Raw genomic sequence first — 13,747 nt, 5'->3', positions numbered from 1 at the left:
CAACGGAGCGGGCTGAAGGAAAGGAGGTCCGCAAAACACCACACCAAGACCACGTACAACATGTATTCAGCACACATGTCCTTGTGAACGGTGGTCCGGCGGCGAAAGCACACCTTTGCCGCCGGACCACCGGTGTGCGGCAGCTCGGCGGCCCCGGGTGAATCGTCCCTTTACTCCACCGCCCGTATAATTTGAGGTACGACAGTGCCGCAGCGCACCGGGAGGAACGGGTCATGGTGGCGGAATCGCCTAGCTCCATCAAGAATGAAGTGGTCGGCGGACGTTACCGGTTGGGTGAGGTGATTGGCCGCGGCGGTATGTCGTCGGTCTACTGTGCCCGGGACGAAAATCTGGGCCGCGACGTGGCACTCAAGCTCTTCGCTCCCCAAGCCCCGGACGCCGATGAACTCAAGCGCCAGGAAGCGGAGATCCAGCTTCTGGCAACCCTGAACCACCCCGGCCTGGTGACGCTGTTCGACGCCGGGATCGATACCCGCATCCCTGACGAGCCAAGGCCCTTCCTGACCATGGAACTCGTGGAGGGACAGGACCTGCGTGCCCGGATCCGGCACAGCACCGTACCGCTGGAGGAACTGGCGGTCATCGGTGCCGGCATCGCCGACGCCCTGGCGTACGTCCATGGCCTCGGCGTCATCCACCGTGACATCAAGCCCGGCAATATCCTGCTGGTCCAGATCCGCCCCGGTGAACCGCTGCGGCCCAAGCTCACGGACTTTGGCATCGCCCGGATCGTGGACGCAACCCGGTTGACCGCAACGGGAACCATGGTGGGCACAGCTGCCTACCTCAGTCCCGAGCAGGCGCTCGGCAAGCCACTCGGCCCCTCCACGGACATCTACTCGCTCGGCCTGGTGCTGCTCGAATGCATCAAAGGCACCGTGGAATACCCGGGCAGCGCGGTGGAATCTGCGGTGGCGCGCCTGCACCGCGCACCGGAAATCCCCGAGGACCTGCCCGCCGAATGGGCTGACCTCATCCGGTCCATGACCGCCATCGAACCACTCGAGCGGCCGGCCGCCGCGGACATCGAAACGGCCTTGCGGCAGGCGTTGGTTTCACCAGCATCCACGCCGGGTGAACTTGCCCCGGAGACCACCAGGGTGCTGCCCGCGATGCCCTTCCACCCGCCGTCCATCACCGCCGAGGAATCCATAGATGAGCTGCGGGAAGCGGCTGGCCCGGATGTTTCCCTCGCTGTTGGGCAATTTCCGGGAACCGCTCACGAAGCCCTGAACCAGGACCGGGCGAAGGACAGCAAGAAGCGCACAAAGCGGTTCTGGCTCGCGGCGGTCCTGGCCCTCGTGGTGGTGGCGGCCGCGGTGGCTGCAGCGCTGATGACCCTGTCAGCCCAGTCGCCGCCCGACGTCGTGCCTTACCCCACGGTGACCGGCGTCCTGGGCGAGCACCTCGAGGAACTCCAGAAGAGCGTGGAACCGTGAGGCTGAGCTTTACCGCTGGACGCGCGTCCGTGCTCGCATGGTCCGGTGCCTTCCTGGCGGCCGCACTGCTGAGCGGCTGCGGCACAACGGAGGCCGGCCTCGAGCGCGAGGCGGCACGGCAGCTTCAGGCACGCGTCCTCGAGGTGACCCAGGCGTCGTCGGAGAACGACCCCGCCGCCGCCTTGCGGGCGTTGGAGGGGCTTGAAGCCGAACTGGAAGCGGCGCAGTCTGCAGGCCAGATTTCGGAGGAACGACGCCGGAGCATCACCACGATCGCTACGGCCGTCCGTGCAGACCTTAACGAAGCGATCGCAGCGGCGGAGAAGGCGGCGGCGGACAAGGCAGCCGAAGAGGCACGGATCGCTGAGGAACAGGCCGCAGCGGCCACTCCCCCGCCACCCGTCGAGGTCCCGGTCCCCGCGCCAGCCCCTGCGCCAGCGCCGGAAGGCGAGAAGGACAACGACAAGAAGGACAACGAGGGCAAGGGCAAAGGCAACGACTGACGCCACATGCGGAAGGGAGCACCCCGTCATGACGACGGCGGCGCTCCCCTCCGGAAAATGGCCTTCCCGGGCGGTGCCCGTGTCAGCCAATGAGGCGTCAGCCGGCTGCTGCGTCAGCGGCCACGCCCGTTCAGGATTGGGCCGGTGATGCCGGGAACCGCTCCCACACCCTGTGGGCTGCCAGCAGGGCCGTCAGCTTAGAGACCAGTGACTCGGCGTCGCTCGCGGACACGATGCCCGGGGTGTCCTGCGGAATGCCCGCTGCGGCCAGGGCTTCGGCGCCGGAATCCCAGGTACCGATTGCCTTAGCGTGCCGGTACGCTTCCGTGAGCAGCAGCACTGCCCGCGGGTCGGAGGCGCCGCCGGGAGCGCCGGCCTTGGCATCCAGTCCGGGCGCGGCATCAGGAGCCGGCGCGGCGGCCGCCGCAACGATGACGGCGTCGAACTCGGTGGAACGTGCGGTGAGGTAGGTCCGCTGGACGGGGACCCCGCCGTCGTTCTCGTGTCCAAGGAAGCCACCCGCCGGGGCGATGACCAGCGGGACGATGCCTTCCGCATCCAGCGCCTTCCGTGCCGCATTCACGGCTGCCAGGTCGCTGTCCGCGTCGGCAAGGATGCCCACAACCCTGCCGGCGACCGGCCAGGTCCCGCCAATCTGGGACAGCGCGGGGCTGGGGTCTGAGTCCGCTACCTGTTCTGTTGCCTCCGGTGCGGGAAGGCCCAGACCCTTGGCGACGGCGGCACACAGCTCCGCGTCCACGTTGGCCAGGGCCGCGAGCTGGCGTTCGCGGATGGACTTCTCGTAGCACTTGCCCAGTTCGAACGTGTAGGCCTGGATGACGTGGTCCCGCTCCACCGGGCTGAGGCTGCGGAAGAAGAGCCGTGCCTGGCTGAAGTGGTCGTCAAAGGACGCCGCGTTCTTCCGCTCCTTGATGGATGCGGCCAGTTCCTCCGGCACGTCGATAAAAGCCCCCACGTCCTGGCCAGCCAGGAACGGGCAGCCGCCGTCAAGCGAGTTGGGGCGGTAAGGGGCCGCTCCGCCATGGACCGCCTGCTGGTGCATGCCGTCGCGCAGCATGTCGTTCACCGGGGCCTGCGGCCGGTTGATGGGGATCTGGGCGAAGTTCGGCCCGCCCAGCCTGGAGATCTGGGTGTCCAGGTAGGAGAACAGCCGCACCTGCAGCAGCGGATCATTCGTGACGTCGATGCCGGGCACCAGATGGCCGGGGTGGAAGGCCACCTGCTCGGTTTCAGCGAAGTAGTTGGTCGGGTTGGCGTTGAGAGTCATGATGCCGATGGGCTGGACGGGGGCCAGTTCCTCGGGGACGAACTTGGTGGGATCCAGCAGGTCGATGCCTTCGAACATCTGGTCTTCAGTGTCGGGGAAGGTCTGGACGCCGAGTTCCCACTCAGGGAAGGCGCCTGCCTCGATCGCGTCCGCCAGGTCCCGGCGGTGGAAGTCAGGATCCATGCCATTGATGATCTGGGCTTCTTCCCACACCAGCGAGTGGACACCCTGCTTCGGCTTCCAGTGGAACTTCACCAGGGTGGTCCTGCCCTCGGCGTTCACAAACCTGAACGTGTGAACGCCGAAGCCTTCCATGGTCCGGAACGAACGCGGGATGCCGCGATCGGACATGTTCCACATGGTGTGGGCCTGCGCCTCGGTGTGCAGGGAAACGAAGTCCCAGAAGGTGTCATGGGCGCTCTGGGCCTGCGGGATCTCCCGGTCCGGGTGCGGCTTCGCGGCATGGACGATGTCCGGGAACTTGATGCCGTCCTGGATGAAGAAGACCGGGATGTTGTTGCCGACGAGGTCATACGTGCCCTCGTCCGTGTAGAACTTGGTGGAGAAGCCGCGGGTGTCGCGGACCGTGTCCGCGGAGCCGCGGGAGCCGAGCACGGTTGAGAAACGGACAAAGACGGGCGTCTCCACGTCCTTGGCCAGGAAGCCCGCACGGGTGATGTTGGACGCGGTCCCGTAGGAGCGGAACACACCGTGGGCTCCCGCCCCGCGGGCGTGAACCACACGCTCGGGAATGCGCTCATGGTCAAAGTGGGTGATCTTTTCGCGCAGGTGATGGTCCTGCAGCAGGATGGGTCCGCGGGAACCTGCCTTCAGCGAGTGGTCCGTATCGCCAAGGCGAAGCCCCTGCGCGGTGGTCAGGTACTGGCCGGACTGGGCACGGGCAGTAGCCGGCGCGCCGGTGGGGCTTCCCGTCGGCGACACAGCCTCAGGGGCCTGCTGGTCCGGCTTCGGAGGCAGCGGCTCGCGTGGGGTGGTAGGTTCCTGGAGGCTGGCAGGTTCGCTGGCGGGGACGCCGGGAATCTGGATGTTGCTGTCTTCTGGCACGATTTTTTCTCCTCAGGATCGGCAACGTCAGCAGTCATCGGCGCAAACCGATATACTAAGCGCACTTAGTACCCTAGCAACGATTCCTGCGGCCACAAGCTCTGCGCCTACCCTGAAAACACAAAGCGGCGTTCCGGACATCCGGAACGCCGCTTTGCTGCAGTCCTAGCTCAGGGTTGCAATGACCTTGTTAAGTGTTGCCGAAGGACGCATCACCGCAGTTGCCTTGGCATCGTCCGGGCGGTAGTAGCCGCCGATGTCCACCGGCGAGCCCTGGACCTCAGCCAGCTCGCCGACGATCGCCTCTTCCTTGGCGGAAAGCTCTCCGGCGATGGAGCTGAAGGAGGCCGCCAGGTCGGCGTCGTCCGTCTGCTTGGCCAGTTCCTCAGCCCAGTAGCGGGCCAGGAAGTAGTGGCTGCCGCGGTTGTCCAGCTCGCCGGCACGGCGGCTGGGCGACTTGTTCTCCAGCAGGAACGTCCCGGTGGCGCGGTCCAGGGTGTCGGCCAGGACCTGCGCGCGGGCGTTGTTGGTTGTGGTGGCCAGGTGCTCGAAGCTGACGGCCAGGGCCAGGAACTCGCCCAGGCTGTCCCAGCGCAGGTGGTTTTCCTTGAGCAGCTGCTGGACGTGCTTGGGGGCAGACCCGCCGGCGCCGGTTTCGAACAGGCCGCCGCCGTTCATCAGCGGAACAACGGAGAGCATCTTGGCGCTGGTGCCCAGCTCGAGGATGGGGAACAGGTCCGTGAGGTAGTCGCGGAGCACGTTGCCGGACACCGAGATGGTGTCCTCCCCCTTGCGGATGCGGTCCAGGGTGAAAGCGATCGCCTTGACCGGGGACATGATCTGGATGTCCAGGCCCTCGGTGTCGTGCTCTTTCAGGTACTCGTTGACCTTGGCGATGAGGTTGGCGTCGTGGGCGCGTTCCTCATCCAGCCAGAACACGGCCGGAGTCTTTGAGGCGCGGGCGCGGGTCACGGCCAGCTTGACCCAGTCGCGGATGGGCAGGTCCTTGGTCTGGCAGGCGCGCCAGATGTCGCCCTCGGAAACCTGGTGTTCAACCAGGACGTTCCCGGAGCCGTCAACGATCTGGACCGTTCCGGCTTCCTGGATTTCGAACGTCTTGTCGTGGCTGCCGTATTCTTCGGCGGCCTGCGCCATGAGGCCCACGTTCGGCACGGTGCCCATGGTGGTGGGATCGTAGGCGCCGTTGGCACGGCAGTCATCGATGACCACCTGGTAGATGCCGGCGTAGGAGCTGTCCGGCAGGACGGCCAGGGTGTCGGCTTCCTTGCCGTCCGGGCCCCACATGTGGCCGGAGCTGCGGATCATGGCGGGCATGGAGGCGTCCACGATCACGTCGCTGGGGACGTTCAGGGTGGTGATGCCCTTGTCCGAGTCCACCATGGCCAGCGAGGGACCATCTTCGAGGCCCTTCTTGATCAGGTTCTGCACGCCTTCGCGCACGTCCTCGGGCAGGTCCTCGAGGCTGCTCAGGATGGCGGCCAGGCCGTTGTTGGGGCTGATGCCGGCGGCTGAGAGCTGCTTGCCGTAGGTCTCGAACAGTTCGGAGAAGTAGGCCTTGACCACGTGGCCGAAGATGATGGGGTCCGAGACCTTCATCATGGTGGCCTTGAGGTGGGCGGAGAACAACACGCCCTCTTCCTTGGCGCGGGCAACCTGCGCCTTGAGGAATTCGTCCAGGGCGGCGGCGCGCATCACGGTGCCGTCGATGACCTCACCGGCCAGGACGGGGAAGGCCTTCTTCAGGACCTTGACCGAGCCGTCCTCGCGGACCAGCTGGATGGCGATGGTGCCCTCGGACTCCACAACCACGGACTTCTCGTTGGAACGGAAGTCGTCCTGGCCCATGGTGGCCACGTTGGTCTTCGAGTCGGCAGTCCAGGCGCCCATGGAGTGCGGGTTCTGGCGTGCGTAGTTCTTGACGGACAGCGGTGCGCGGCGGTCCGAGTTGCCTTCACGCAGGACCGGGTTCACGGCGGAGCCCTTGATCTTGTCGTAGCGCGAGCGGATGGCCGTCTCCTCGTCCGAGGAGGGGTTGTCCGGGTAGTCCGGGAGGGCGTAGCCCTGTTCCTGCAGCTCGGCAATGGCGGCCTTCAGCTGCGGGATGGAAGCGCTGATGTTGGGCAGCTTGATGATGTTCGCTTCCGGCGTCTTTGCCAGCTCACCGAGTTCAGCAAGGGCGTCACCGATCTGCTGCTCGGGGGTCAGGTAGTCACCGAAGACGGCGATGATGCGGCCGGCGAGCGAAATGTCGCGGGTCTCCACCTCCACACCTGCTGTCGAGGCGAACGCCTCGATGATGGGCAGGAACGAATAGGTAGCCAGCATCGGCGCTTCGTCGGTGTGGGTGTAGATAATCTTGGACATGCGCGGGCGTCTCCCTGTGGGTCGGCTTGGTTGTGAAAATTCGGTCCATTTCACCATGTACAACTTACCCGAGCACAGGGATTTCACCCCTACCGGGACTGCTGCGTTACCCCCGGCCCGGGCAGGATTACAGCGATGGAGAACGGACGACGCCGGCACGCACCTGGGCGCCCATCCGCCGTCGCGCTTTCCTCACCTTGGCATCCCAGCAGGCCGCTGACGGCCATACATGATACGTCACTACTATTTACAAACTTGTCATATGGCGATAAATTCGCAGGGTCACTTCGCCCCTACCGGGGCCATCTCCCCGTTACGACAGGACAATAATGACTCGCACCAGGTCTCTGGCTACCGGCTTCCTGAGCCTCTCAGCCGCTGCCGTTCTGGCACTCACCTCCGCCGGCGGAGCCACCGCTGCTCCGGCGAAGGACAAGGCAAACCCCTCCGTCACCAGCACTGTCGTGGATGCCGCGGGCGTGGCTGACTACTGGACGGCCGACCGGATGCAGAGCGCCATCCCCGGAGACGTCCTCGCCGATAAAGCGCTGGAACGGGGCAACCGCTCCAACGCCGGACTCGTGGGAAAGGGCAAGAAGTCTGAGGTCAAGGCCACCAAGGGCAAGCCCACCATCGCGCAGAGCGAAGCGCCGGTGAAGCACATCGGCAAGGTCTTCTTCACCCTGGCTGGCTCGAACTACGTCTGCTCCGGCAACGCCGTAACCTCCGCCAATGAAAGCACCGTCTCCACGGCGGGCCACTGCCTCAACGAGGGGCCGGGAGCCTTCGCCACCAACTTCGCCTTTGTGCCGGCCTACGAGAACGGCGCCGAGCCCTACGGCAAGTGGACCGCCAAATCCCTCCACGCCCCCACCCAGTGGAGCGCCAACGGGGACATGGCCTACGACACCGGCTTTGCCGTCATGAACACGCTGAACGGCCAGACCCTCACGGACGTCGTGGGCGGATCCGGCGTGGCGTTCAACGAGGCCCGCGGCCTCACCTACAAGTCCTTCGGCTACCCCGCGGCATCGCCCTTCAACGGCCAAACCCTCAAGAGCTGCACCGGAACGGCCACGAACGATCCCAACAACCCGAAGTTTGAAACCCAGGGCATCCCCTGCGACATGACTGGCGGTTCCTCCGGTGGCCCGTGGTTCATCGGCACCAGCTCCGCGGGCGTCCAGAACTCCGTCAACAGCTACGGCTACAACCGCTCCGCTGTGATGTACGGCCCGTACTGGGGATCCGTCATTCAGCAGACCTACGCCAGTGCAGCAGCCTCCTAAGGAGATCCCGTCTGGCCAGGACCCCGTCAGCCACGCCGAACTGGGCCAGACGCACGAGGAGATCCTCGAGTACTGGACGGCGGAACGGATGGCGGAGGCCAAGCCCCGGGAGCTGCGGCTTCCGGAGGAGGGTCCGCGCCTCAAGCAGAGGGGCGCGGACGCTGGTGAAACGGCGTCCGGATCTTCTGAATAGACAAAGCCTGGAAACAACAACGGCGCCCGTCCCCTTCGCAGGGGGCGGGCGCCGTCGTCGTTAACTCATCGATTGCTCCGTAACTGCCGTTATCGGATGCGAAAACGGCAGGTACGGAGCAATCGGTGCCGGTGGGGATTAGTGGAAGAAGTGGCGTGCCCCGGTGAAGTACATGGTGACGCCGGCGGCGTTGGCCGCGGCGATGACTTCCTCATCCCGCACGGAACCGCCGGGCTGGACCACGGCGCGGACCCCGGCGTCGATCAGGATCTGCAGGCCGTCAGCAAACGGGAAGAATGCGTCGGAGGCAGCAACGGCGCCACGGGCACGCTGGGGTGCGCTGGCACCGCTGGCGTTGGAGGCACCGCCGGGGGCATCGCCCCCACTAGCACTGTCGGACTCCACCGTCACGCCGAGGGTGTTGGCCCGCTCCACGGCCAGCCGGCAGGAGTCCAGGCGGTTGACCTGGCCCATGCCAATGCCCACGGCGGCGCCGTTCGAGGCGAGGAGGATAGCGTTGGACTTTGCGGCGCGGCAGGCGGTCCAGGCGAAGGCGAGGTCCGCGAGCGTCTTCTCGTCCGCGGCTTCACCGGCGGCCAGGGTCCAGTTGGCGGGGTTGTCGCCGTCGGCGTCCACCTTGTCGCTGACCTGGACCAGCATGCCGCCGGAGACCTGGCGGAACTCGGTGGGGTAGCGGCCGTAGCCCTCGGGGAGGGCGAGCAGGCGGATGTTCTTCTTCTTGGACAGGATCTCCACGGCCTCAGGCTCGAACCCCGGGGCGATGACAACCTCGGTGAAAATGTCCTTGACCGTGTTGGCCATGCCCGCGGTCACGGTGCGGTTGGCTGCGATGACGCCGCCGAACGCCGAGACGGGATCGCAGGCGTGGGCCTTGGCGTGGGCGTCGGCAATGGGGTCCGCAGCATCTTCGGAACCCACAGCGACGCCGCAGGGGTTGGCGTGCTTGATGATGGCCACCGCCGGCTCGCTGAAATCGTAGGCGGCGCGCAGGGCAGCGTCCGCGTCGACAAAGTTGTTGTAGCTCATGGCCTTGCCGTGCAGCTGGTCAGCCTGGGCGATGCCCACCGGGGCCGCCTTGTCCGCGTACAGGGCAGCCTGCTGGTGCGGGTTCTCGCCGTAGCGCAGCACCTCGGAGCGCTCCAGGGACAGGCCGGCGTAGGCGGGCCAGTCGATGACGCCGTCGCCGTCCTCGTCGAGGAACTGGCTCGCGGTCCAGGTGGCCACGGCGTTGTCGTAGGAGGCCGTGTGGGCGAACGCCTTGGCGGCCAGCCGGCGTCGTGTCTTCAAATCAAAGCCGCCCTCAGCGGCCGCGGTGACCACCTGGCCGTAGAAGGCGGGGTCCACCACAATGGCGACGGCGGCGTGGTTCTTCGCTGCGGAGCGCACCATGGCGGGGCCTCCGATGTCGATCTGCTCGACGACGTCGTCCTGGCCAGCGCCGGACTTGACGGTTTCCACGAACGGGTAGAGGTTCACCACCACGAGGTCGAAGGGTTCGATCTCCATCTGGGTGAGTGTGTCCATGTGGGCTGCCACGCGGCGGTCGGCCAGTATGCCGCCGTGCACGCGCGGGTGCAGGGTCTTGACCCGGCCGTCCAGCATCTCCGGGGAACCTGTGACTTCCTCGACTTCCTGGACAGGAATGCCTGCGGCGGCAATCTTCTTGGCCGTGGAACCGGTGGACACGAGCTTCACTCCGGCTGCATGCAGGCCCTGCGCGAGCTCCTCCAGACCGGTCTTGTCGTAAACCGAGATCAGTGCCCGGCGGATGGGAACACGGTCGATGGATACGCGCTCATGCTGCGTGAAGCTCACAAATGTCTCCGTCTTATGTCGCGGAACAGTGCCGCGGTTGGTGGGGATACGGCCCAGTTTATCCCGAAGCGGTGGTTGCCCCGCGAGTCGGCCGGAGTGTGAACCCCCGTGCGCCCGGCTAAAGTTTTCCCAGGAGGCTGCGATGAATACTTACACCACTGTGCCGAGCGGCGAACAGGTGGTCCAGGAACTGCCCTGGCGATGGAAAGTCCAGGGCAAGATCTTTTTGATCGGCGGCCTTGGCTTCATGTTCGATGCCTGGGATGTGACGCTCAACGGCATCCTCATTCCTCTGCTCTCAACCCACTGGGCCCTTTCCCCGGGCGAGGTGGCCTGGGTGGGCACCTCAAACCTGATCGGCATGGCCGTGGGCGCGTTTGTGTGGGGCACCATCGCCGACACCATCGGGCGCAAAAAGGCATTTACAGCCACGCTGCTGATCTTCTCGCTCTTCACTGTCCTGGGCGCCTTCTCCCCCGACTTCATCTGGTTTTGCGTGTTCCGCTTCATGGCCGGGTTTGGCCTGGGCGGCTGCATCCCGGTGGATTACGCACTGGTGGGTGAGTTCACCCCCCGCAAGCAGCGCGGCAAGGTCCTCACGGCGATGGACGGCTGGTGGCCGGTGGGGGCAGCCCTGGCAGGCTTTGTGTCCGCCGGGCTTGTGGCCCTGTACGGCGATTGGCGGCTGACCATGCTGGTGATGGTCCTGCCTGCCCTGCTGGTGTTCTGGGTCCGGCGCAGCGTTCCGGAGTCCCCGTTGTTCCTGATCCGCAAGGGCCGGCGTGAGGAGGCGGCCAAGGTGATCGACGGTCTGGTAGCCGCAACCGGAGCAGAACCCCGCGCCTACAGCCTGCCCGATGCCAAGGAAGTGCCGCGGCTCTCGGCCGGCAGCGCCTGGCACCAGTTGCGGCTGGTCTGGCAGTTCAACTGGAAGATTACGGCCACCGCCTGGGCCCTGTTTTTCAGCATCCTGCTGGTCTACTACCTGTCACTGACCTGGATGCCCCGGATCCTGATCGGCGCCGGGTTCGCGGAGTACAAGGCATTCGTCACCACGGCGTCCATGGCAGCCGTTGGGCTTTTGGGTGTGGTTGTGGCCGCCCTGCTGGTGGAAAGGGTTGGGCGCAAATGGATCCTGGCCATTACCGGCCCGTTGTCCGCGCTGACCCTGGTGATCGTGGCTTTTGTGGTGGACATCCCCACGGCGGCGGTGTTCTGGCTGCTGGTGTTCGGGTTCGTGGTGCAGGTGGCCATCCCGGTGCTGTACGCCTACGTGTCCGAGCTCTACCCCACCGAGCTGCGCGGCACCGGCTTCGGCTGGGCGTCCACGTTCTCCCGCCTGGGCGCCGGCTTCGGGCCGCTGATTTTCGCCAACTACTTCTGGCCCGAGCTGGGGCTGGCCACGTCCTTCGCCCTCGCCGGCGGGCTGGTGCTGATTGCGGTGCTGTGGATGGCGTTCTTCTCCCCGGAAACCAAGCAGCGCCGCCTCGAGTAGCCACCCCTCCCCCAACTAGGTAGCGCTAAGTGTCGTTTTGACTCCTCGGAACGACACTTAGCGCTACCTAGTTTTGCTCGCTGGGAGACCAGCCCCGGCTCAGGAGCGATGAGCGGACTTTGGCCACCGCTGGCCGGGCGTCCCTCTCCATGTGCCGCTTTGAAATCCTCACGAGCAGCCAGCCTGCACGCGCAAAGTCCTCCTCGCGGGCGATGTCGCGGACGATCTGGGCAGCCTGGGAATGCCCCTCGCCGTCGTACTCCACCGCCACCTTCTGTTCGGGATAGCCAAGGTCAGGGTGGCGTACGACGGCGGCATGCAGTTTCGTGGGCATGTTCAGCAGAGGTTCGGGCAGGCCTGCGTCCTCCAACGCCAGCCGCAGGCGGGTTTCAGGGGCGGAATCCGATCCGACCCGCGCACGATCAAGGGCAACCCGAGCCTTCCTGATTCCGGGCGTCCCCTTGTGCCTGTCGAGCATTTCCTCGAGATCTTCCCGGGTTGCATACGGCTCCGACCTGCCCTCGAGGTCCGGCCGCGGGACCCGCAGCAGATGATCAGCAACAACGGTTAACTCTTCGATACTCATCTTGCGTGAACAGTCCAACCAGGTCCTTACCGGCGACGTGACCAGCAATCCCGAAAGATTCACGATCTCGTCCGCGAAAAACTGCCCGCGATGCCCCTTCACGCCGGGCCGGCGCATGATGGCAACTGTGTCGGGCCGCGAAATGTGCAGCAGGGGCTCATCACTGCCCGGAAGGAAACCTGGGAACCTCCACAGGAGAAAGGCCGAGGCATGCGAAGCAGCAGCACAGTCCGTCACCAATGTGTAGGGACGGATGCGCGGGGCAAGGTGGTGTTCGTTGGCGGCATCCGGCACCCGGACTCCACGGCTTGGCCAGAGCAAGCCCTGGTGACGTAGACGCCGCCGGCTGATTCCGGCGTCGACCGCTTCTTGGAAAGTGAAAGGGCATGACGAAAGCTGCTCGGGCAGTTGACTCGGTACCTTCATCCGCCCATCGTGGCAGCCAGGACGGGATGCCGCAGAGGTTATCCACAGGCTTGCGCTCCGATGCCCAACTAGGTAGCGCTAAGTGTCGTTATGAGGGCTGAAAACGACACTTGGCGCTACCTAGTTGGGTGGGGCGGAGGGGTTAGGCGGGAAGGTTCGAGGCGCCGGCGCGGTGGTCGGCGGCGAGGGAGGCCAGGGTGGACACCAGCAGGCGGCGCTCCACGACTTTGATGCGCTCATGAAGGGTTTCCTCGGTGTCGGAATCCTCGATGGCCACGGCCTCCTGGGCGATGATGGGGCCGGTGTCCACCCCGGCGTCAGCCCAGTGCACGGTGCAGCCGGTGACTTTAACGCCGTAGGCCATCGCATCCCGCACCCCGTGGGCGCCCGGGAACGCCGGAAGCAGTGCCGGGTGGGTGTTCAGGTACTTGCCGTTGAAGGCATCGATGAACTCCGGGCTGACGATGCGCATGAACCCGGAGGAGACCACCACATCGGGCTGGAACCGGGCCACGGCGACGGTCAGGGCGGCATTCCAGGCAGCGCGGTCCGGGTACGCCTTGAAGTCAACCACGAACGTCGGGATGCCTGCGGCCGCGGACCGTTCCACCCCGAAGGTGCCCTGACGGTCGGCACCCACAGCCGCGATTTCCACGTCCAGCTCCCCCGCCCTGACGGCATCGATGACAGCCTGGAGGTTGGACCCGGTACCGGAAACGAGGACTACGATGCGCATGGCTCTAGCTTATGGGCAGGCTCGCGTAGGCTGGAAAACATGAACACCTCCCCCGAACCGGCTGGGCAGCAGCGGACCAGGCCGCCGCTCAGCGAGGCAGCCAAAGCCTCGCTGTCCAAGACCCATACCCTGTTCCGGATGTTCGTCATCTCCGTGATCGGCTCCTTCTTTGTCTACCAGCTGGACGTCAACTACCTCTGGCTGACCGGGATCCTCACGGCGGCCAGTGTGGCCCTGGGCATTGTCCTCCTGGTGCGGGCCGCGAAGCTGAAGGAATCCAGGCTGGTCCTGATCGGCACCATCTCCGGCCTGGTGGTGTCTGCCATCATGGTGCTGCTGATCCTGGTGAGCGCAGTGTTCTTCGACGAAGTGCGCCAGTACCAGGCATGCATGGGCCGGGCGCTCACGGATCAGGCACAGTCGGCGTGCCGGGTCCAGCTGGAAAGCTCGCTGCCCCGGCAGCTCCCCTAGCCAGCGCCACCCTC

11 protein-coding genes are annotated in these 13,747 nt (G+C 65.7%); 6 read left to right on the top strand and 5 right to left on the bottom strand.

Annotated features, from left to right (window positions below; genetic code table 11):
- The first annotated feature begins 233 nt into the window (after positions 1-233).
- Together IEX43_RS03755 and IEX43_RS03750 are read left to right on the top strand one after the other, a co-directional pair.
- Positions 234-1,460, top strand: coding sequence for a serine/threonine-protein kinase (locus IEX43_RS03755; protein WP_188809150.1), 1,227 nt, complete (start codon positions 234-236; stop codon positions 1,458-1,460).
- On the top strand, positions 1,457-1,963 hold the full coding sequence (locus IEX43_RS03750) for a hypothetical protein (RefSeq protein WP_229666303.1): 507 nt from the start codon (positions 1,457-1,459) through the stop codon (positions 1,961-1,963). Before IEX43_RS03755 ends, IEX43_RS03750 begins: the two co-directional genes overlap by 4 nt.
- A 130-nt stretch (positions 1,964-2,093) precedes the next feature.
- On the opposite strand, the gene IEX43_RS03745 is transcribed toward IEX43_RS03750, so the two are convergent.
- Both IEX43_RS03745 and IEX43_RS03740 read right to left on the bottom strand, forming a co-directional pair.
- Positions 2,094-4,316, bottom strand: coding sequence for a catalase (locus tag IEX43_RS03745; protein ID WP_188809149.1), 2,223 nt, complete (start codon positions 4,314-4,316; stop codon positions 2,094-2,096).
- A gap of 165 nt (positions 4,317-4,481) precedes the next feature.
- Entirely contained in the window at positions 4,482-6,701 is a 2,220-nt protein-coding gene (locus IEX43_RS03740; RefSeq protein ID WP_188809148.1) for an NADP-dependent isocitrate dehydrogenase, read from the bottom strand.
- Positions 6,702-7,030: 329 nt separating this feature from the next.
- On the opposite strand from IEX43_RS03740, the gene IEX43_RS03735 reads away from it, so the two are divergent.
- Complete coding sequence (locus IEX43_RS03735) at positions 7,031-7,990, top strand: trypsin-like serine peptidase (RefSeq protein WP_188809147.1); 960 nt, start codon at positions 7,031-7,033, stop codon at positions 7,988-7,990.
- On the top strand, positions 7,974-8,183 hold the full coding sequence (locus IEX43_RS03730; RefSeq protein ID WP_188809146.1) for a hypothetical protein: 210 nt from the start codon (positions 7,974-7,976) through the stop codon (positions 8,181-8,183). Before IEX43_RS03735 ends, IEX43_RS03730 begins: the two co-directional genes overlap by 17 nt.
- 138 nt (positions 8,184-8,321) lie before the next feature.
- Here the strand turns inward: IEX43_RS03730 and purH are convergent, their stop codons facing one another.
- The gene (gene purH, locus IEX43_RS03725; protein ID WP_188809145.1) at positions 8,322-10,019 is read right to left on the bottom strand and encodes a bifunctional phosphoribosylaminoimidazolecarboxamide formyltransferase/IMP cyclohydrolase; all 1,698 of its coding nucleotides are present in this window, start codon (positions 10,017-10,019) and stop codon (positions 8,322-8,324) included.
- Positions 10,020-10,161: 142 nt separating this feature from the next.
- Here purH and IEX43_RS03720 point away from each other — a divergent pair, with 142 nt between their 5' ends.
- Positions 10,162-11,514, top strand: coding sequence for an MFS transporter (locus tag IEX43_RS03720; protein ID WP_104185440.1), 1,353 nt, complete (start codon positions 10,162-10,164; stop codon positions 11,512-11,514).
- Positions 11,515-11,581: 67 nt separating this feature from the next.
- On the opposite strand, the gene IEX43_RS20205 is transcribed toward IEX43_RS03720, so the two are convergent.
- Entirely contained in the window at positions 11,582-12,100 is a 519-nt protein-coding gene (locus IEX43_RS20205; protein WP_229666302.1) for a hypothetical protein, read from the bottom strand.
- Between the two features lie 568 nt (positions 12,101-12,668).
- Positions 12,669-13,262, bottom strand: a complete 594-nt coding sequence (purN, locus tag IEX43_RS03710) for a phosphoribosylglycinamide formyltransferase (RefSeq protein ID WP_188809143.1) — start codon at positions 13,260-13,262, stop codon at positions 12,669-12,671.
- A gap of 39 nt (positions 13,263-13,301) precedes the next feature.
- On the opposite strand from purN, the gene IEX43_RS03705 reads away from it, so the two are divergent.
- Entirely contained in the window at positions 13,302-13,733 is a 432-nt protein-coding gene (locus tag IEX43_RS03705) for a hypothetical protein (protein ID WP_188809142.1), read from the top strand.
- Positions 13,734-13,747 lie beyond the last annotated feature (14 nt).

It is taken from the genome of Pseudarthrobacter polychromogenes (assembly GCF_014644495.1).
In the GTDB taxonomy this organism is placed as follows: Bacteria; Actinomycetota; Actinomycetes; order Actinomycetales; family Micrococcaceae; genus Arthrobacter; species Arthrobacter polychromogenes.
The sequence above is the reverse complement of the archived record's forward strand: the minus strand, read 5'-3'. Positions and strand labels throughout refer to the sequence as shown.